Origin of the sequence: Aminobacter sp. J44, from assembly GCF_007829415.1 — a bacterium.
Taxonomy (GTDB): Bacteria; Pseudomonadota; Alphaproteobacteria; order Rhizobiales; family Rhizobiaceae; genus Aerobium.
In genome coordinates this window covers 83,469-101,821 of the sequence record NZ_VLJG01000003.1, presented here as the reverse complement: position 1 = coordinate 101,821, position 18,353 = coordinate 83,469, and the positions used below count along the sequence as shown (strand labels likewise).

The window sequence follows — 18,353 nt, the reverse complement described above, 5'->3', positions numbered from 1 at the left end:
CTTAACTGGTACGGACTTGCGAGCATAGACATCAGTTTCGAGAGAGAGGCACCATGGCCAACACGTCTTCGGCCAAGAAGGCTACGCGAAAAATCGCCCGCCGCACTGCGGTCAACAAGAACCGCCGCTCGCGCGTTCGCACCTTCCTTCGCAAGGTCGAGGAAGCGCTGGCACTGGGCAACAAGGAAGCAGCACAGGAAGCGTTCAACGCAGCTCAGCCGGAGCTGATGCGCGCCGCTTCCAAGGGCGTCATCCACCGCAACACGGCTTCTCGCAAGGTTTCGCGCCTTGCTAAGCGCCTGAAGACGCTCAGCGCGTAAGCTTTCGCTTCTCTTCATTCGCGTTTCACGAACCCGGTGCCTCGGCGCCGGGTTTTTTGTTGTCCGGATTTTCCTGGGCATAGCGTTTCGCTGCCCCTGCGGCAGCCGAAAATTTTCGCCGGCCAACGATTCCGGTTTCAAAAAATCCGGGTTTTTGTCGAATCCCGCGACCGCAATTTCCGCATAAAAAATCGTGCTTTTTCAATTGGTTATCTGCGGTTCAGATTCTTCACCAGATTCTCTCACGGGCTCAGCGCCGCTCCCGGAATGTCAAGAAGATTTTCTTGCTCGAGGGTGATTCTCGGCAAGCCTCGCGAAAGGTTTTGAATCAAAAAGACTTTGCGTTTCACGCCCGCTCGGCGGTTCGCGAGTCAAGACCCGAAGCGAAGCTGACTCGGCAAAAATTGCCAGAGGGTCACTTGCCCATCCAACGCCATTTTTTGTAGTGTCTGGGCATCGAAGGGCGAGGCCAAAAGCCTTGCTGATCAAGCCAGACAGCGGAGACAGTACGCGTGAACGCGAGTTCACGGCAGCCGTCTTTTGTCCTTCGGTACGAAGGGGACTACCTACCCGTAAGACATTTTGACTCAGGGCCCGCGCCCTGAGAGCGACATCTTTTGACTACCTTACAGCGGGGACCTGTCCTCGGGCTGGTGGGTTTGGTTTGACGAAAGGGAAAGCAGGGGACCAAGCGCAGGTTACGAAGGCAACGAATTTAACAGCGCGGCATCAAGCCGGGAAAACCCGACACGATCGGGATCCGACACAGACGATCGAGACACAATCGGCAGGGTCGCGCTCTGGGCGTCAAAGACAGGGATATTTTACATGCAAGGCGGCATGGCGGCGCGAGGCGAGACAGCCTCGCTGATTCAGGGCAGGGGTATTGACGAGGGTGATGGCATGACGCAGTCGAGCGGGCCCGAGGCAAACTTTGAGCGCGTGAAGGCGCAACTGAAGGCCCGGCTTGGCAATGACGTCTACTCCAGCTGGTTCGGCAGAATGCAGCTGGCAGAAGCCTCTCGTGGTCTGGTGAGACTGTCGGTTCCGACGGCGTTCCTGCGCCAGTGGATCAACAGCCACTATGTCGAGCTGATCTCGGAACTCTGGAAGCAGGGCGATCCGTCCACGCTCAAGGTCGAGATCGTGGTTCGTTCGGCGGCCCGTACGGTCGTCCAGCCGGTTGAGGAGCGGGCACCGGTCCGCACTCCGCAGCGTCCGGCAGCACCGGCAGCGGCCGCGGCGGCCCCTGCTCCAAGCGTTGAGCACACGGCAAAGCCGGCCGCGCCGCGGTCGCAGGCCGCATCTCAGGAACCGCAGGGCGGCAAGCAGTCCGTGCTCGGCTCTCCGCTCGACGCGCGCTACACGTTCGAGTCCTTCGTCGAAGGCCCGTCGAACCGCGTGGCACTCGCGGCAGCACGTGCAGTGGCTGAGTTCTCGCAGAACGCACTGCGCTTCAACCCGCTGTTCCTGCACGCGTCGGTCGGTCTTGGTAAGACTCATATCCTCCAGGCGATTGCCGCCGAGGCGATCCGTCGCCGTCCGCAGGCCCGCGTGGTGTACCTGACGGCCGAGTACTTCATGTGGCGTTTCGCAACCGCGATCCGCGACAACTATGCGCTGCACCTCAAGGAGCAGCTGCGCGACATCGACCTGCTGATCATCGACGACATGCAGTTCCTGCAGGGCAAGTCGATCCAGCATGAGTTCTGCCACCTCATCAACATGCTGCTCGACAGCGCTAAGCAGGTGGTGGTCGCGGCGGACCGTCCGCCCGCAGAGCTGGAATCGCTCGAGCCGCGCGTGCGTTCGCGCCTCAACGGCGGTGTGGCACTCGAACTTGCTGCTCCCGACTACGAGATGCGCCTGGCCATCCTGCGCCAGCGCTACGAGGCGGCAGCTGCGGAAGATCCGTCGCTGAAGCTTCCGGACGAGATCCTGTCGCACATCGCCCAGACCGTGACCGGCAGCGGCCGCGAGCTGGAAGGTGCGTTCAACCAGATCCTGTTCCGCCAGTCGTTCGAGCCGGAAGTGTCGATCGCGTGGGTCGACGAAGTTCTCGGGAACATGTACCGCTCGGGTGAACCCAAGCGCGTGCGGATCGAGGATATCCAGCGCATCGTCGCCCGGCACTACAACGTGTCGAAGGTCGAGCTGCTGTCGAACCGCCGCACGCGCACGATCGTCAAGCCGCGCCAGGTCGCCATGTACTTGGCCAAGGTCATGACCCCGCGCTCGCTGCCGGAGATCGGACGCCGCTTTGGCGGCCGCGATCACACCACCGTGCTGCACGCGGTGCGCAAGATCGAGGGCCTCACCGGCTCCGACAACACGCTCGCACAGGAAGTCGAGCTCCTGAAGCGTCTGATCAGCGAACAGACGAGCTAAACGCCGCGATCTGTTGAAAGATCGCCCACTGCGACGATCAAAACCGGCTGGATGGCTTGCCTTCCGGCCGGTTTCCCGTCAGGGTCATTTTCCATTTGCGCCAGCCAACGTCACTGGAAATACTGGCCTTTCTGTAAAACTTGCTGCGGGATCCTGCGTGTCATGCGTGTCATTCTCGAACGCTCCAACCTGCTGAAGTCACTCAACCACGTTCACCGCGTCGTCGAGCGACGGAACACGATTCCGATCCTGTCGAACGTCCTCTTGTCGGCCACGGGCGAAAGCCTCGAGATGAAGGCGACCGACCTTGACCTGGAAGTGACGGAAGCGACCGCGGCCAGCATCGAGCAGGCAGGCGCCACCACCGTTCCCGCGCATCTCCTCTACGACATCGTCCGCAAGCTGCCGGACGGCTCGGAAGTGATGCTCAAGCTCGACGAGAACGGCAATGCGATGACGGTCATTTCCGGCCGCTCGTCCTTCCGTCTCCAGTGCCTGCCGCAGGCCGACTTCCCGGAGCTGACTGCAGGCTCCTTCACCCACAGCTTCAGCATCGATTCCTCTGCCCTCAAGGGCCTGATCGAGAAGACGCAGTTCGCGATCTCGACCGAGGAAACGCGCTACTATCTCAACGGCATCTACTTCCACACGCATGAGGACGGCGGACGCCTGACCCTGCGTTCGGTCGCGACCGACGGCCACCGCCTTGCCCGCGCCGAGGTGGAGGCGCCTTCGGGCTCGGAAGGCATGCCGGGCATCATCATTCCGCGCAAGACCGTCAGCGAGCTCCAGAAGCTCGTCGATACGCCGGACGTTTCCGTCAGGGTCGAGCTTTCCGACACCAAGATCCGCTTCACCATCGGCACTGTGGTGCTGACCTCGAAGCTGATCGACGGCACGTTCCCGGACTACCAGCGCGTTATCCCGACCGGCAACGACAAGAAGCTGGTCATCGACCGCCAGAGCTTTGCCCAGGCCGTTGACCGCGTCTCGACCATCTCGTCGGAGCGCGGCCGCGCGGTGAAGCTGTCGATCGGCGACGGGCTCGTCACGCTCACCGTCAACAACCCGGATTCGGGCAGCGCGACGGAAGAAGTGGTGGCCGACTACAGTGCCGACCCGATCGAGATCGGCTTCAACGCCAAGTACCTGCTCGACGTCGCCGCTCAGCTTTCCGGTTCCGAGGCCTGCTTCCTGCTCGCCGACGCCGGCTCGCCGACCCTCATCCATGACACCAGCGACGAGCATGCGCTCTACGTGCTGATGCCGATGCGCGTCTAACCGCGCATCGTCCGCTGCCGTGATCGACGACCATGACAATGCGCCGCCGCTGGCGGAGCCGCAGACCTATGTCTCGCGGCTGCTGCTGACGGACTTTCGCAACTATCGCAGTCTGGCGCTCGATTTCCGGCCCGGCGCGGTCGTCCTCACCGGCGAAAACGGCGCCGGCAAGACCAATCTCCTCGAAGCGGTCTCGTTTCTGACGCCGGGGCGTGGCCTGCGCCGCGCCTCGCATGAAGACGTCGCGCGTGCGGGTGCGACCAACGGCTTTGCCATCCATGCGCGTGTCGAAGGTCCGTTCGGCGAGGTCGAGATCGGCACGGGAACAGCCGGCGACGGCGAAACGTCCGGGCGCAAGGTGCGCATCAACGGCGCCCCTGCCCGCTCCGCCGACGAGATGCTCGAATGGCTGCGCGTGATCTGGCTTGTGCCTTCAATGGACGCGCTCTTCACCGGTGCGGCCTCCGACCGGCGCCGCTTCATCGACCGGCTGGTACTCGCCATCGATCCGGCGCATGGCCGCCGCGCGCTCGACTACGAAAAGGCGATGCGCGGCCGTAACAAGCTGCTTACGGAAAATGCCCGCGACGACGCCTGGTTCGAGGCGATAGAGCGGCAGATGGCGGAGACAGGCACGGCAATTGCCGCCGCCCGCGTCGAGATGGTGCGCCTGCTCTCCGGCATGATCGAGCATCTGCCGGCCGACGGCCCATTTCCGAAGGCGGACATCGCGCTTGCGGGCACGCTTGAGGAAGCGCTTGCTTACCAACCTGCCGTCGACGTCGAGGAAGCGTTTCACCGCTCGCTTGCCGAGAACCGTTATCGCGACCGCGCAGCCGGCCGCACGCTCGAAGGTCCGCACCGCTCGGACCTCCTCGTCCGCCATAGGCCCAAGGACATGCCGGCTGAGCTTTGCTCCACGGGCGAACAAAAGGCGCTGCTTACCGGCCTCGTCCTCTCGCATGCCCGGCTCGTCGCGGAGCTGTCGCGCTCGGCGCCGATCCTTCTCCTCGACGAGATCGCCGCGCATCTCGATGCGGGCCGTCGCGCGGCCCTCTTCCAGATTCTCGAAGAGCTCAACTGCCAGGCCTTCATGTCAGGCACGGACGCCGCGTTGTTCTCCGCACTCGAAGGTCGTGCGCAGTTCCTGACCGTTTCGGGCGGCACGATCACCTCGCGCTGACATAACCGCCCCGAGCGGCTATGATCGGCGTATGAACCAGCCAACGCCCCCTCCCCTCACCGACGAGGAACTCGAGCGCTATGCGCGCCACATCGTGCTGCCGGAAATCGGCGGCGCCGGCCAGCAGAAGCTGAAGCGCGCGCGCGTGCTCGTCGTCGGCGCCGGCGGCCTCGGCGCGCCGATCCTCTACTACCTCGCTGCAGCGGGTGTCGGCACGCTCGGCATCGTCGATGACGATACGGTCTCGCTCTCCAACCTGCAGCGGCAGGTGATCCACGGCATGTCGTCGCTCGGCAAGACCAAGGTCGACAGCGCCGAGGAGGCGATCAGCCGCATCAATCCGAACGTGCGGGTCGAGAAGCACCCGATCCGCCTCACACCCGACAATATCGGCGAGATCGTCTCCCGCTACGATCTAGCCCTCGACGGCACGGACAATTTCGCCACGCGCTATGCCGTCGCGGACGCATGCGCCGCCGCCGAACGCCCGCTGGTGACCGGCGCGGTCGGAAGGTTCGACGGGTCGGTCACGGTGCTGAAGCCGTTCGAGAAGGGTCCTGACGGGCGGCAGAACCCGTCCTATCGCGATCTCTTCCCCGAGCCGCCTCCGGCCGGCCTCGTGCCGTCCTGCGCGGAGGCCGGTGTCGTCGGCGCGCTCGTCGGCGTCATCGGCACGCTGCAGGCGATGGAGGCGATCAAGCTCATCACCGGCATCGGCGAGCCGCTTGTCGGCCGATTGCTGATGTATGACAGCCTCGGCGCGTCGTTCGACACGGTGCGCTACCGCGCGAAGGCGTGATGCCCCTCAGGCCTTGAGGGGCAGGACGCGGTCCGGCGGACGGTGCCCGTCGAAGAAGGCGCGTATGTTGATGATGACCTTTTCGCCCATGTCGATGCGGCCCTCGATCGTGGCCGAGCCCATGTGCGGCAGGATCACCACCTTGCCCTTGGCGGCGAGCTTCACCAGCTTCGGCTTCACCGCCGGCTCGTGCTCAAACACGTCAAGGCCGGCGCCCGCGAGCTTGCCGGTCTCCAGCATCTTGATCAGCGCATCCTCGTCGATGATGTCGCCGCGCGCCGTGTTGACGAGGTAGGCCGACGGCTGCATCAGCGCGAGCCTGCGTGCCGAGAGCAGGTGGAACGTCGCCGGGGTCGACGGGCAGTTTACCGAGATGATGTCCATGCGGGCGAGCATCTGGTCGAGGCTTTCCCAGTAGGTTGCCTCCAGCGCGTCCTCGGTCGCGGGGGCTACGCGGCGGCGGTTGTGATAGTGAATCGAAAGGCCAAATGCCTTGGCGCGCCGCGCAACCGCCGTGCCGATGCGGCCCATGCCGACGATACCGAGTCGCTTGCCCCAGATGCGGTTGCCGAGCATCCAGGTCGGCGACCAGCCGGCCCACTTGCCGTCGCCCTTGAGCACGTTGGCGCCCTCGACCAGCCGGCGGGGCGTCGCGAGAATCAGCGCCATCGTCATGTCGGCTGTGTCTTCGGTCAGCACGTTCGGCGTATTGGTTACGACGATGCCCTTGGCCATCGCGGCGGCGATGTCGATCTTGTCGACGCCGTTGCCGAAGTTGGCGATCAGCTTGAGATTCGGCCCCGCCTGCTCGATCAGCGCGGCATCGATCCGGTCGGTAACGGTCGGAACGAGAACGTCGGCTTCCTTGACCGCGGCAACCAGTTCGGGCTGCGTCATCGGCCGGTCCTCGACGTTCAGCCTGGCATCGAAAAGCTCCCGCATGCGGGTCTCAATCGCGTCCGGCAACTTGCGGGTCAACACGACGAGAGGCTTTTTCCTGCCAGTCATAGCGTCCTCATATCCGGGTCTGTTGAGACCTCTTTAACCAAGATTGGCGACACTTGGAATTGGTGCCGGCAGCCTTCGGTCTCCGATCCTGTGTATCAAGCCGACCTGCCGATGACAAAGAAAAAGGGGCCCCGCGCCGCACGCTCGCGGGCCCGCACAAGAGTAGCTGAGCGTACTGGAAAAAATGGCCCCCCGCACGATGCTTCGAACCGTTGTGAACGCCACGATGGCGGCTTTCGCCGTCTTCCTCGCCGCGCTTCCGCTGTCTTCCGTCGCCTCCGCGCAGACGACCCAGGTCGGCCCGAGCGGCCTGCCGCTGCCGCGCTTCGTCAGCCTCAAGTCGAGCAAGGTGAACCTGCGCATCGGCCCGGGCCTCAACTATCCCGTCGAGTGGATGTACACCAAGGCCGGCATCCCGATGGAGATCATTCAGGAATTCGACAACTGGCGCCGAGTGCGTGATGCAGACGGCGCCGAGGGCTGGATCAACCAGTCGCTGCTGTCCGGTCGCCGCACCGCGATTGCCGCCCCGTGGCAGCGCGGCAAGGAAGCGGAGATCCTGTTGCGCTCCGACCGCGACACCAATGCGCGCATCGTCGCGCGTCTCGAGCCGGGCGTGATCGGCACGATCAAGGAATGCGACGGCCAGTGGTGCGAGATGGAGGTTGCCGGACATCGCGGCTGGATCAGCCAGACGCAGATCTGGGGCGCCTATCCGGGGGAAGTCTACAAGGACTGATCGCCGCCCGCATCGGCAAATCAAAAAGGCGCAGCGGATATCCGTCTGCGCCTTTGCTGTCTCAGGAAACTCAAAAAGCCGTCAGGACGACTTCGGCCGCAGCCTCACCACGATGTCGACATTGGCGATCTCCATCCCTTCCGGCGGCTCCGGCAGGTTGTGGACCGTCACCGCGCCGGTGTCGATGTCCATCACCCGGTTCTCGCCTTCGATGAAGAAGTGGTGATGGTCGGACGTATTGGTGTCGAAATAGGTACGGTTGCCCTCGACCGCGAGAATGCGCAGGAGTCCCGCTTCCGTGAACTGGTGCAGCGTATTGTACACCGTCGCCAGCGAGACGGCGACGCCCGCGTCTAGCGCTTCCTCGTGAAGCTCTTCGGCGGAAAGATGCCGGTCGCCCTTCGCAAACAGAAGGTCCGCCAGTGCGATACGCTGGCGCGTCGGGCGCAGACCTGCTGCGCGGACCCGCCGCTCCAACTCGCCTGACTTCATGTAATGCGTATCCGTCAAGACAGCACTTTCCTGTTGCTGATGGCGTCCAGCCCCATCATTTCGTTGTCAACATATATTCTGTTCGCCATATGCGATCAATAGCGGCACGTTGACCACCCGGCCTGTGCAGGGTAAGCCGCTGCGGCGATTTCCTGTCCCGAGCAGTCTATGATAGGGGATTGTCACGGATTATAAGCACGTGAAGACCGTGCCAATGCAAAGGGACCGCTACGGACGATGTTCGAACAGAAGTCGAGCTATGATTACGAAGAGCTGCTGGCCTGCTCTCGCGGAGAGCTTTTCGGGCCAGGGAACGCGCAGCTGCCAGCCCCGCCGATGCTCATGTTCGATCGCATCACCGAGATCAGCGAGACCGGCGGCGAGTTCGACAAGGGCTATGTACGCGCCGAGCTCGAGATCAAGCCGGACCTCTGGTTCTTCCCGTGCCACTTCCCCGGCAATCCGATCATGCCAGGCTGCCTTGGCCTCGACGCGATGTGGCAGCTCACCGGCTTCTTCCTCGGCTGGCTCGGCGAGCCGGGCAAGGGCATGGCCCTTTCAACCGGCGAAGTGAAGTTCAAGGGCATGGTCACGCCTTCGGTGAAGAAGGTCGAATACGGCGTCGACTTCAAGCGCGTCATGCGCGGCCGCCTCGTCCTCGGCACGGCTGACGGCTGGCTGAAGGCCGACGGGGAACAGATTTACAAGGCCACCGATCTGCGCGTGGGCCTGTCGAAGCAGGAAGCCGCTTAAGGCTTTTCCCGCCGCGCGGTTTGCAAGGAGCGCCATATGAGACGAGTTGTCGTCACCGGACTGGGGATCGTTTCCTCCATCGGTAACAACGCAGAAGAAGTCCAGGCATCGCTGTACGATGCCAAGTCCGGCATCACCTTCTCGGATGTCTTTGCCGAACACGGCTTCCGCTGCCAGGTCTGGGGCGCGCCGACGCTCGACCCGACCGATCTGGTTGACCGCCGCGCGATGCGCTTCCTGCACCGTGGCGGTGCATGGAACTACGTCGCCATGCAGCAGGCGATCACCGATGCCGGTCTGGAAGAGAACGACATCACCAACGAGCGCACCGGCATCATCATGGGTTCCGGCGGCGCCTCAACCAAGACGATCGTCGAAGCGGCCGAGATCACCAAGGCCAACAACAGCCCGAAGCGCATCGGACCGTTCGCCGTGCCGAAGGCAATGTCCTCGACCGCGTCCGCCACGCTCGCGACCTTCTTCAAGATCCACGGCGTCAACTACTCGATCTCGTCGGCCTGCTCGACCTCGGCGCACTGCATCGGCAATGCGTTCGAGCTGATCCAGTGGGGCAAGCAGGACATGGTCTTCGCCGGCGGCCACGAGGATCTCGACTGGACCATGTCGAACCTGTTCGACGCCATGGGCGCCATGTCCTCCAAGTTCAACGACCGCCCGTCGGTCGCCTCGCGCGCCTATGACGCCAACCGCGACGGCTTTGTCATCGCCGGCGGCGCGGGCGTGCTGGTTCTCGAGGAGCTGGAGCACGCCAAGGCGCGCGGCGCCAAGATTTACGCTGAGATCGTCGGCTACGGCGCGACCTCCGACGGCTACGACATGGTTGCCCCGTCGGGCGAAGGCGCGATCCGCTGCATGCGCCAGGCGCTGTCGACCGTGAAGGGCGACGTCGACTACATCAACACCCACGGCACCTCGACGCCCGTCGGCGACTCCAAGGAGATGGAGGCGATCCGCACGGTGTTCGGCGACAAGCTGCCGGCGATCTCGTCGACCAAGTCGCTGACCGGCCACTCGCTGGGTGCTGCGGGCGTCCAGGAATCGATCTACTCGATCCTGATGATGCAGGGCGGCTTCATCGGCGAGAGCGCCCACATCGAGACCTTCGATCCGGAATTTGAAGGAATGCCGGTGGTTCGCGAGCGCATCGACAACGCCAAGATCGACACCGTCCTTTCCAACTCGTTCGGGTTCGGCGGCACGAACGCGACGCTGGTGTTCCAGCGCTACCAGGGCTGACCGGGAGCATCAAATGACTGGACTGCTGAAGGGCAAGCGCGGCCTCATCATGGGCGTCGCGAACGACCACTCCATCGCCTGGGGCATCGCCAAGCACGCCGCTGAGCATGGCGCCGAGCTCGCCTTCACCTACCAGGGTGAAGCCTTTGGCCGCCGCGTGAAGCCGCTTGCCGACCAGGTTGGCGCCAAGCTGCTGCTTCCCTGCGATGTCGAGGACATCGCCACCGTTGACGGCGTCTTCGAGACGCTGAAGTCCGAGTGGGGCAAGCTCGACTTCATCGTCCACGCGATCGGCTTCTCCGACCGCAACGAGCTCAAGGGCCTCTACGCCGACACCACGCGCGAGAACTTCGTCCGCACGATGGTGATCTCGTGCTTCTCGTTCACGGAAGTTGCAAAGCGTGCAGCCGAGCTGATGGAAGACGGCGGCTCGATGCTCACCCTGACCTATGCAGGTTCGGTCCGCGTTATGCCGAACTACAACGTCATGGGCGTCGCCAAGGCCGGTCTTGAGGCCAGCGTCCGCTACCTCGCCAATGACTACGGCCCGCGCGGTATCCGCGTGAACGGCCTGTCGGCTGGCCCGGTGCGCACGCTCGCAGGCGCCGGAATTGCCGACTCGCGCCTGATGTACAACTACCAGCAGCGCAACGCGCCGCTGCGCCGCCCGGTGACGATCGAAGAAGTCGGCAAGTCTGCCCTCTACCTTCTGTCGGACCTTTCCACGGGCGTGACCGGCGAGATCCACTATGTCGACAGCGGCTACCACATCGTGTCGATGCCGACGCTGGACGAACTGAAGCGCACCGACCAGGACTGATCCTGCCGGACTTCACGGAAAAACAAACGGGCGTTCCATTGGGGCGCCCGTTCTGCTTTCAGGATATCGTTTTTCGCCTCAGCGGACGGCCCACAGGACCTTGAAGCGGTCGTCGCGGGTGATCTCCCCGTGACGGGCGAAAGCCGTCTCCAGCGTGTTCTCGTAGGGCAGCGAGCGGTTGGCGACGAGGTACAGCCTGCCGCCGGGCTTGAGCGCCGCCGAAGCTGCCCGGATCATCCCCTCGCCGATCGACGGCTCGGCCGCGCGGCCCTGATGGAAGGGCGGGTTCATGATGATGTTGTCGTAAACCCGTTCGAGCTTTTCGCTCAGCAGGTCGATCCACTGCACCCGGCACTCGATGTGAGCAGCGAGGTTGTCCATGTTGGCCTTCGCCGCCACGCAGGCCTGGAAGCTCGAATCGAACATGTCGATCGAGAACTGCTCCTTGGCGATAAGCGACAGCCGCACCGCAAGATAGCCCCAGCCGGTGCCGAAATCGGCGACGCGGCCCTTGATCGTCTCCGGCAAATTGTCGGCGAGCAGGCGCGAGCCCTGGTCCTCGTGCTCCTGCGAGAAGACGCCAGGAACGGTGAGGAAGCCGCCGTCGAGGATCAGCGGCGGGTTGGCCGCTTCCAGCGCCTCCACTGCCGCCACCGACTCTTCGGTTCGCGTCATCCAGAAGGCGATGCCGTGGTTCTTGGAGGCATGGTCGTCGACCTCGTGGAGACCGGCCATGCGCTTGCGCAGGCTTGCCGCACCGTCCGTCTTGCCGCCTGCGACAACCACCCGGCCGCCCATGCGGACGCGCTTCAGCGCCTCGGCGATCCAAAGCTCGTTCTGGCCACGATGGCGACCGGCCAGCACCAGCACGAGGTCATAGTCCTCGCCGACCGGTTGCGGCTGCACGACGTGCGCGCCGCCTTCCAGTGCCCGGAACAGCGGCCGCGATTCCTGCTGCAGCGTCATCGCTTCCGGAAAATCCTCCGGCAGCACGAAGCCCGGCGCGACATTGAAGAACAGGACGCGGGCTTCTGCACCCGGTCCTTCCAGCATGCCGCTCTCGAACGGATGGAACAGCGTCTTCAGCGAACCGTCATTCATACAATTGGCCCCTCTCAAGCGAAACGGGCGCAGACCTTCCGGTCGCGCCCGCCCCGTTCATTCTCAGGTCAGAAATCAGGCGTCAGCTTCTTCAGCGTCTTCCGACTTCTTCTCCTTGACGATTTCCTTGCCGGTCGTCTGGTCGACAACCTTCATCGACAGACGAACCTTGCCGCGCTCGTCGAAGCCCATCAGCTTGACGAAGACCTTGTCGCCTTCCTTGACGACGTCGGTGGTCTTCTGGACGCGGTTCTCGGCCAGCTGCGAGATGTGAACGAGGCCGTCACGCGGACCGAAGAAGTTCACGAACGCGCCGAAGTCGGCGGTCTTGACGACCGTGCCTTCGTAGATCTCGCCAACTTCCGGCTCGGCCACGATGGTGTGGATCCACTTCTTCGCCGCCTCGATTTCCTTGGCGTTCGACGAAGCGATCTTCACGGTGCCGTCGTCCTCGATGTTGATCTTGGCGCCGGTCTTCTCGACGATCTCACGGATGACCTTGCCGCCCGAGCCGATCACTTCGCGGATCTTGTCGGTCGGGATGGTCATGACCTCGATGCGCGGAGCGAACTCGCCGAGTTCCTTGCGGCCCTCGCTGATCGCCTTCGACATCTCGCCGAGGATGTGCAGACGGCCGCCCTTGGCCTGGTCGAGGGCGATCTTCATGATCTCCTCGGTGATGCCGTCGATCTTGATGTCCATCTGCAGCGAGGTGACGCCTTCGGCGGTACCGGCCACCTTGAAGTCCATGTCGCCGAGGTGATCCTCGTCACCAAGGATGTCGGAGAGAACCGCGAAGCGCTCGCCTTCCTTGATGAGGCCCATGGCAATGCCGGCAACCGGCTTGGCCAGCGGCACGCCGGCGTCCATGAGAGCCAGCGAGGTGCCGCAGACGGTCGCCATCGACGACGAGCCGTTCGACTCGGTGATTTCGGAGACAACGCGCAGCGTGTACGGGAACTGTTCCGCGGCCGGCAGCATCGGATGGATCGCGCGCCAGGCGAGCTTGCCGTGGCCGATTTCGCGGCGGCCCGGCGAACCCATGCGGCCGGTTTCACCGACGGAGTACGGCGGGAAGTTGTAGTGCAGCAAGAAGGTTTCCTTGCGGGTGCCGGTCAGCTCGTCGACATACTGCTCGTCCTCGCCGGTGCCGAGCGTGGCAACGACGATCGCCTGCGTCTCACCGCGGGTGAACAGCGCCGAACCGTGCGTACGCGGCAGGATGCCGACTTCCGCGACGATCGGACGAACCGTCGAAAGATCACGGCCGTCGATGCGCGAGCCGGTGTCGAGGATGTTCCAGCGGACGATCTTCGCCTGCAGTTCCTTGAATACGGTGGCGACCTGCTCCGGCGTCCACTTCGCTTCCTCGCCTTCAGCCGGGGTGAAGTGTGCCTTCACCTTGGCCTTCACTGCGTCGACGGCAGCGTAGCGCTCCTGCTTGACGGTGAGCTTGTAGGCGTCGCGCAGCTCGTTCTCGACGAGTGCGAGCATCTCGGCTTCGAGTTCCGAATAGTCCGGCGAGGTGAAGTCGCGCGGGTCCTTGGCGGCAACCTCGGCCAGCTTGATGATCGCGTCGATCACCGGCTGGAAGGCCTTGTGGCCGAACATGACGGCGCCGAGCATGACGTCTTCCGGAAGCTCCTGGGCTTCCGACTCGACCATGAGCACGGCTTCGCTGGTGCCGGCGACGACGAGGTCGAGCTTGGACTCGGCCATCTCGTCGAGATGCGGGTTCAGCTTGTACTCGCCGTTGATGTAGCCGACGCGGGCGCCGCCGATCGGGCCCATGAACGGCACGCCCGACAGGGTCAGCGCAGCCGAGGTCGCGACGATCGACAGGATGTCCGGATCGTTCTCGAGGTCGTGCTGGACGACGGTGACGATGATCTGGGTGTCGTTCTTGTAGCCGTCGGCGAAAAGCGGACGGATCGGACGGTCGATCAGGCGCGAAACCAGCGTCTCGCGCTCGCTCGGACGGCCTTCACGCTTGAAGTAGCCACCCGGGATCTTGCCGGCAGCGAAGGTCTTTTCCTGGTAGTTGACGGTCAGCGGGAAGAAGTCGAGGCCCGGCTTCGGCTCCTTGGCCGAAACGACGGTCGCGAGCACGACGGTCTCGCCGTAGGTTGCCAGCACCGCGCCGTCAGCCTGACGTGCGATCTTGCCGGTCTCGAGGATAAGCGGACGTCCGCCCCACTCGATTTCCACTTTGTGTTGGTTGAACATGTCTTGTCCTTAACTGCTGGTGCGGATCGCAATCCCTTGCGTCTCTTCGCACCTGGCTTCGTTCGGGGACGAGCCACGGGCAAGACAACATGACGCTTCCACGGGCTGGCGATGTTTCGCCGAAAGCGCCCTGCAATCCTGCCCCATGACCCTGTCCCGGGGCGTCCGCGCAACTTCATCTACTAAAACGCGCGAACTGTAGTGCGACCCCTTGGGGCCCATGCGATCGGCCGGCGCCCGCCTCGCGGCGGCGCCGGCCAAACTTTTTTAACGGCGCAGACCGAGCTTGCTGATCAGAGCCTGGTAGCGGGCCTCGTCCTTGCGCTTGAGGTAGTCAAGCAGGCTACGACGCTGCGAAACCAGTGCGAGCAGACCACGGCGGGAGTGGTTATCCTTCTTGTGGTCCTTGAAGTGTTCGGTCAGGTTCTTGATACGCTCGGAAAGGATCGCGACCTGGACTTCCGGAGAACCGGTGTCGCCCTTAGCGGTTGCGAATTCCGCCATCAGTTCCTTCTTGCGCTCAGCGGTGATCGACATCGCGTTTTTCCCTTTCTTATTTGAGGAAACAGGTCGCCCTCAGCCAGGATGTCGTCCAGCAGGGGCCGGTGAACATGCGCCCATTCAGGCGCACGATGCGCGGCATATAGTGCAAAATGCCAGCTTGCGCCAGTAATTTCGCGGAAACGGGCTTTCAGCCCGCCTTGTGGCCGTCCTCCAGCCCGGGCTCCAGCCTGGCCGCAGGCATGGTGACGCGACACTCGAGCCCGTCGCTGCGCAGCTGGCGCTCGATATGCGCCTCAAGCGTTCCGCCCAGCATGCGCTCGATCACCTCGGTGCCAAAGCCGCGCTTGCCGGCATCCGGGTCCAGCGGGTTCGGCACCCACTCGCGCCATTCGAACTCGACCTGGTCGCCAACACGCTTCCAGCTGACCTTCAGCCAGCCCTCGTTCGAGGCAAAGGCCCCATATTTGGCCGCATTCGTTGCAAGCTCATGCAGCGCCAGGCCCAGCGTCTGCGCCGCCTGGTTGGAGAGCCGCATCGGCGCGCCCTCGATCCTGACGCGGCGCTTGCCGCTCGGCCGGAACGGCTCCAGCTGCACCTCGACCAGTTCGCGCAGTTCGACACCGGCGACGCCGCCGGCGATCAGAAGGTCCGTCGAGCGGGCAAGGCCCTGCACGCGCTTCTGGAATGCGTCCTGGAACTCGTCGAAGCTGCCTGCATGGCGCGCCGTCTGCTTGGCGATCGAGGAAACGACCGTGAGCTGGTTCTTCGAGCGGTGCGCGATCTCGCGCATCAGGAAGCGGATCTCGTTTTCGGCATGGCGGCGTTCTGCCGATGCCTGTGCCAGCGCCTCCGACACCGTCGCGATTTCCGCGACCCGGTAGTCGACCGCGGTCACGTTTTCGCCGGCGCCAAGCCGGCGCGCATCGCGTGCCAGCGCCCTGATCGGCCCGGTGATCTGGCGGCCGAGCAGCCAGGCGAGCACCGTGCCGACCGCGATGATGGCAAGACCGCCCAGCGCGAATGAGCGCAGGGTACGTGTCATCGGCGCCCGCACCACCTCGGTCGGCGCCCAGACGATCGTCTCCCAGCCGCTTGCGGGTGAACGCGAGCGGATGATCTCGTAGGTGCGCCCGTTGACCTCCAGCGTATCATGCTGTGCGCTCGCCGACGTCTCCATCTCCTTGCCAAGGAAGAACGGCTTGCCGACATCCGAGGACATGAAGGACGAGGCGGCGACCACCCCGTCCGCATCGACGATCACGGCATTCCATCCGCCGCGCAAATTCTGGCTGGAGATCGAGCGGTCGAGCCCCTCGACCGGCTGKGSCMGCATCAAGAGCCGAACCGGCCCGCCGGTGTCGGGCAGCGGGTACATCACGTTGAAGACCCACCTCTGCGATGTCTCGTTGCGAAACAGGCCCGTCACCACCGGCTCCTTGCCGGCAAGCGCCTTCTGCACGAGGCTGGAATCGTCGATCTTGCCGAGCGGCGTGCCGAGGTCGAAGCGGGTGTCGAACACCTGCTCGAGGTTTTCGTCGATGCCTACGAGATAGGTGCCGGTGTCTTCGAGAGCGAGGCGCGCCCGGTCGTGGAACTGGCCAAGGTTTCCCGTCACCAGCGATTGCGCGGTGGCGAAGACCCGCAAATTGGTCGCCATGCCGGACACGTGGCGTTCGAGTGTCTGGGTAATGGATGCCGCCGTCGCCTCGGCAAGGGCGGTCACCATGGTCTGCTGCGCTTCGTCGTTGCGCTGCAGGAGGATGATCGCAAAGACGAGTGAAGGCACGATGATGGCCGCCATCAGCAGCGCCAGCATGGCGCCGACCGATATGGCCTTTGAAGTGCCCCGTCCGCCGTTGCGGGCTTCCACTTCGTCCGAGTGTTCGCTCGCGTTAGTCTGCAACTAAGATGTGCTCCGCAAGACCCCCGCGTCACCATCTGACGTAGCGATAGCCGTTCGCCGGAGCTTTTTCCAGACGAACGGCCAATTCAATGTCAAATCAGCTGGCGAAGACGCGCTTGGGGCGGAACATGCCGGCTTCGATCGAGCCGATCGCCAGCAGCTTGCCGTGCGAGAAAGCGCAGGCCTCGTCGGCCTCGACAGGCGCGTCGCGGCCGCGCACGATCGCCGGGTTGCCCGAGCGGATGCGCGCTGCCGTGTCGTCGCTGACGATGATCTGCGGCAGCGAATCGAGCGCAGCACCCGTGTCGAGCAGGAACTCGTCGAGCACCTTCCACTGGTCCGGGCCCGGACGCGGCGAGCGCGGACGCTCGTCACCCTCGACGGGCTCCGGTGCCGGCAGCGGCACGGTCGCAAGCGCTGCCTCGATCTCTTCCATCGTCACCATGTCTTCCGCGGTGAACGGATAGACTTCGGTGCGGCGCAGGCTGGAGATGTACCCGTAGCAGCCGAGGTCGCGGCCCATATCGCGCGCGAGCGAGCGGACATAGGTGCCCTTGCCGCATTCGATCTCGAACACAGTCGAGTTCTCGTCAGCGATTTCGATCAGGTCGAAACGGGCGATCTCGACTTCGCGCGCCGGAATGTCGACGGTTTCGCCGTCGCGGGCGATGTCATAAGCGCGCTCGCCGGCAATCTTGATCGCCGAGAACTGCGGCGGCACCTGCATGATGACGCCGGTGTACTTCGGCAGCAGCGCGCGGATTTCAGCCTCCGACGGGCGCTTGTCCGAACGCTTGGTCACCTCGCCTTCGAGGTCGTCGGTGGTCCGCTCCTCGCCCCAGGTGATGGTGAAGCGGTAGACCTTGGCGCCGTCCTGCACATAAGGAACGGTCTTGGTGGCCTCGCCCAGCGCCAGCGGCAGCATCCCGGAAGCCAGCGGATCGAGCGTGCCAGCATGTCCCGCCTTCTCGGCTCCGAACAGCCACTTGATCTTCGAGACCGCTTCGGTCGAACCCATGCGGTACGGCTTGTCGAGCACCAGCCAGCCGGAGACTGGCCGGCCCTTCTTCTTGCGTGGACGGGACATTAATTCTCTTCTTCTTTGTCGGTATTCAGGTCGCGGACGACCTCGGGAGAGCGCAGCAGCGCGTCGATCCGGGACATGTTGTCGTAGCTCGTGTCGAGGCGGAACCGGAACTCCGGCATGTATTTGAGCTGCCGGAGCGATCCCGAGACACGGCCGCGAATGAACTTGGCGTTGCGTGCCAGCGCCTTGATGACGGAGTCGTTGTCGGCGCCGCCGATCGGCGAAATGAAGGCAGTCGCGATCTTGAGGTCCGGTGACATGCGGACCTCGTTGATCGAGATCACCGCGTTCTCGATGACCTCATCGCGGATCTCGCCCCGCTGCAGCACGGCCGACAGGGCGTGACGCACCTGTTCGCCGACGCGAAGCTGGCGCTGGGATGGGCCGGAACTTGCAAACCGTGACATGGGTAGATTTCCCTTGCTCGGGGCAGCCGGAATGGAACCGGCGCCGCGATAGACGAACGCAAGGGGCGGCGGAATGTCCGCCACC

18 protein-coding genes are annotated in these 18,353 nt (G+C 64.0%); 9 read left to right on the top strand and 9 right to left on the bottom strand.

What is annotated here, in order from left to right; translation table 11 throughout:
- The first annotated feature begins 53 nt into the window (after positions 1 to 53).
- Entirely contained in the window at positions 54 to 320 is a 267-nt protein-coding gene (rpsT, locus tag L610_RS02015) for a 30S ribosomal protein S20 (protein ID WP_024846321.1), read from the top strand.
- Positions 321 to 345: 25 nt separating this feature from the next.
- Here the strand turns inward: rpsT and L610_RS02010 are convergent, their stop codons facing one another.
- A complete protein-coding gene (locus tag L610_RS02010; protein ID WP_144702007.1) occupies positions 346 to 525 on the bottom strand; it encodes a hypothetical protein in 180 nt (59 codons plus the stop codon).
- A 698-nt stretch (positions 526 to 1,223) separates the two neighbouring features.
- Between L610_RS02010 and dnaA the strand changes: the two genes are divergently transcribed.
- From dnaA to L610_RS01990, 4 genes are all read left to right on the top strand, one after another.
- Complete coding sequence (gene dnaA / locus L610_RS02005; protein ID WP_246658894.1) at positions 1,224 to 2,708, top strand: chromosomal replication initiator protein DnaA; 1,485 nt, start codon at positions 1,224 to 1,226, stop codon at positions 2,706 to 2,708.
- Positions 2,709 to 2,870: 162 nt separating this feature from the next.
- Positions 2,871 to 3,989, top strand: a complete 1,119-nt coding sequence (dnaN, locus tag L610_RS02000; protein ID WP_144702001.1) for a DNA polymerase III subunit beta — start codon at positions 2,871 to 2,873, stop codon at positions 3,987 to 3,989.
- A 22-nt stretch (positions 3,990 to 4,011) separates the two neighbouring features.
- Complete coding sequence (gene recF / locus L610_RS01995; RefSeq protein WP_246658893.1) at positions 4,012 to 5,172, top strand: DNA replication/repair protein RecF; 1,161 nt, start codon at positions 4,012 to 4,014, stop codon at positions 5,170 to 5,172.
- Between the two features lie 31 nt (positions 5,173 to 5,203).
- A complete protein-coding gene (locus L610_RS01990; protein WP_024846325.1) occupies positions 5,204 to 5,971 on the top strand; it encodes a molybdopterin-synthase adenylyltransferase MoeB in 768 nt (255 codons plus the stop codon).
- Between the two features lie 6 nt (positions 5,972 to 5,977).
- Here the strand turns inward: L610_RS01990 and L610_RS01985 are convergent, their stop codons facing one another.
- The gene (locus L610_RS01985; protein WP_024846326.1) at positions 5,978 to 6,979 is read right to left on the bottom strand and encodes a D-glycerate dehydrogenase; all 1,002 of its coding nucleotides are present in this window, start codon (positions 6,977 to 6,979) and stop codon (positions 5,978 to 5,980) included.
- 199 nt (positions 6,980 to 7,178) lie between these two features.
- Here L610_RS01985 and L610_RS01980 point away from each other — a divergent pair, with 199 nt between their 5' ends.
- Positions 7,179 to 7,718, top strand: coding sequence for an SH3 domain-containing protein (locus tag L610_RS01980; RefSeq protein ID WP_024846327.1), 540 nt, complete (start codon positions 7,179 to 7,181; stop codon positions 7,716 to 7,718).
- A gap of 81 nt (positions 7,719 to 7,799) precedes the next feature.
- On the opposite strand, the gene irrA is transcribed toward L610_RS01980, so the two are convergent.
- Positions 7,800 to 8,210, bottom strand: a complete 411-nt coding sequence (gene irrA / locus L610_RS01975; protein ID WP_034329063.1) for an iron response transcriptional regulator IrrA — start codon at positions 8,208 to 8,210, stop codon at positions 7,800 to 7,802.
- Between the two features lie 237 nt (positions 8,211 to 8,447).
- Between irrA and fabA the strand changes: the two genes are divergently transcribed.
- The 3 genes from fabA to fabI are packed head-to-tail and all read left to right on the top strand — an operon-like array spanning position 8,448 to position 11,040.
- Positions 8,448 to 8,963 carry a 3-hydroxyacyl-[acyl-carrier-protein] dehydratase FabA gene (gene fabA, locus L610_RS01970; RefSeq protein WP_024846329.1) on the top strand — a complete coding sequence of 172 codons (516 nt, stop codon included), beginning with the start codon at positions 8,448 to 8,450 and terminating at the stop codon, positions 8,961 to 8,963.
- Between the two features lie 36 nt (positions 8,964 to 8,999).
- On the top strand, positions 9,000 to 10,220 hold the full coding sequence (gene fabB, locus L610_RS01965) for a beta-ketoacyl-ACP synthase I (protein ID WP_024846330.1): 1,221 nt from the start codon (positions 9,000 to 9,002) through the stop codon (positions 10,218 to 10,220).
- Between the two features lie 13 nt (positions 10,221 to 10,233).
- Positions 10,234 to 11,040, top strand: a complete 807-nt coding sequence (gene fabI, locus L610_RS01960) for an enoyl-ACP reductase FabI (RefSeq protein WP_024846331.1) — start codon at positions 10,234 to 10,236, stop codon at positions 11,038 to 11,040.
- Positions 11,041 to 11,118: 78 nt separating this feature from the next.
- Here the strand turns inward: fabI and L610_RS01955 are convergent, their stop codons facing one another.
- The 6 genes from L610_RS01955 to rbfA form a co-directional block, all read right to left on the bottom strand.
- Positions 11,119 to 12,141 (bottom strand): class I SAM-dependent methyltransferase, encoded by a 1,023-nt coding sequence (locus L610_RS01955; RefSeq protein ID WP_024846332.1) that lies wholly within the window; start codon positions 12,139 to 12,141, stop codon positions 11,119 to 11,121.
- A gap of 75 nt (positions 12,142 to 12,216) precedes the next feature.
- A complete protein-coding gene (gene pnp, locus L610_RS01950; protein ID WP_024846333.1) occupies positions 12,217 to 14,367 on the bottom strand; it encodes a polyribonucleotide nucleotidyltransferase in 2,151 nt (716 codons plus the stop codon).
- Positions 14,368 to 14,634: 267 nt separating this feature from the next.
- Positions 14,635 to 14,904, bottom strand: coding sequence for a 30S ribosomal protein S15 (gene rpsO / locus L610_RS01945; RefSeq protein ID WP_024846334.1), 270 nt, complete (start codon positions 14,902 to 14,904; stop codon positions 14,635 to 14,637).
- 154 nt (positions 14,905 to 15,058) lie between these two features.
- A complete protein-coding gene (locus L610_RS01940; RefSeq protein ID WP_246658891.1) occupies positions 15,059 to 16,774 on the bottom strand; it encodes a sensor histidine kinase in 1,716 nt (571 codons plus the stop codon).
- Between the two features lie 97 nt (positions 16,775 to 16,871).
- Entirely contained in the window at positions 16,872 to 17,861 is a 990-nt protein-coding gene (truB, locus tag L610_RS01935; protein ID WP_024846335.1) for a tRNA pseudouridine(55) synthase TruB, read from the bottom strand.
- Positions 17,861 to 18,268 (bottom strand): 30S ribosome-binding factor RbfA, encoded by a 408-nt coding sequence (gene rbfA / locus L610_RS01930; protein ID WP_024846336.1) that lies wholly within the window; start codon positions 18,266 to 18,268, stop codon positions 17,861 to 17,863. The genes truB and rbfA overlap by 1 nt, the downstream gene beginning before the upstream one ends.
- Between the last annotated feature and the right edge of the window lie 85 nt (positions 18,269 to 18,353).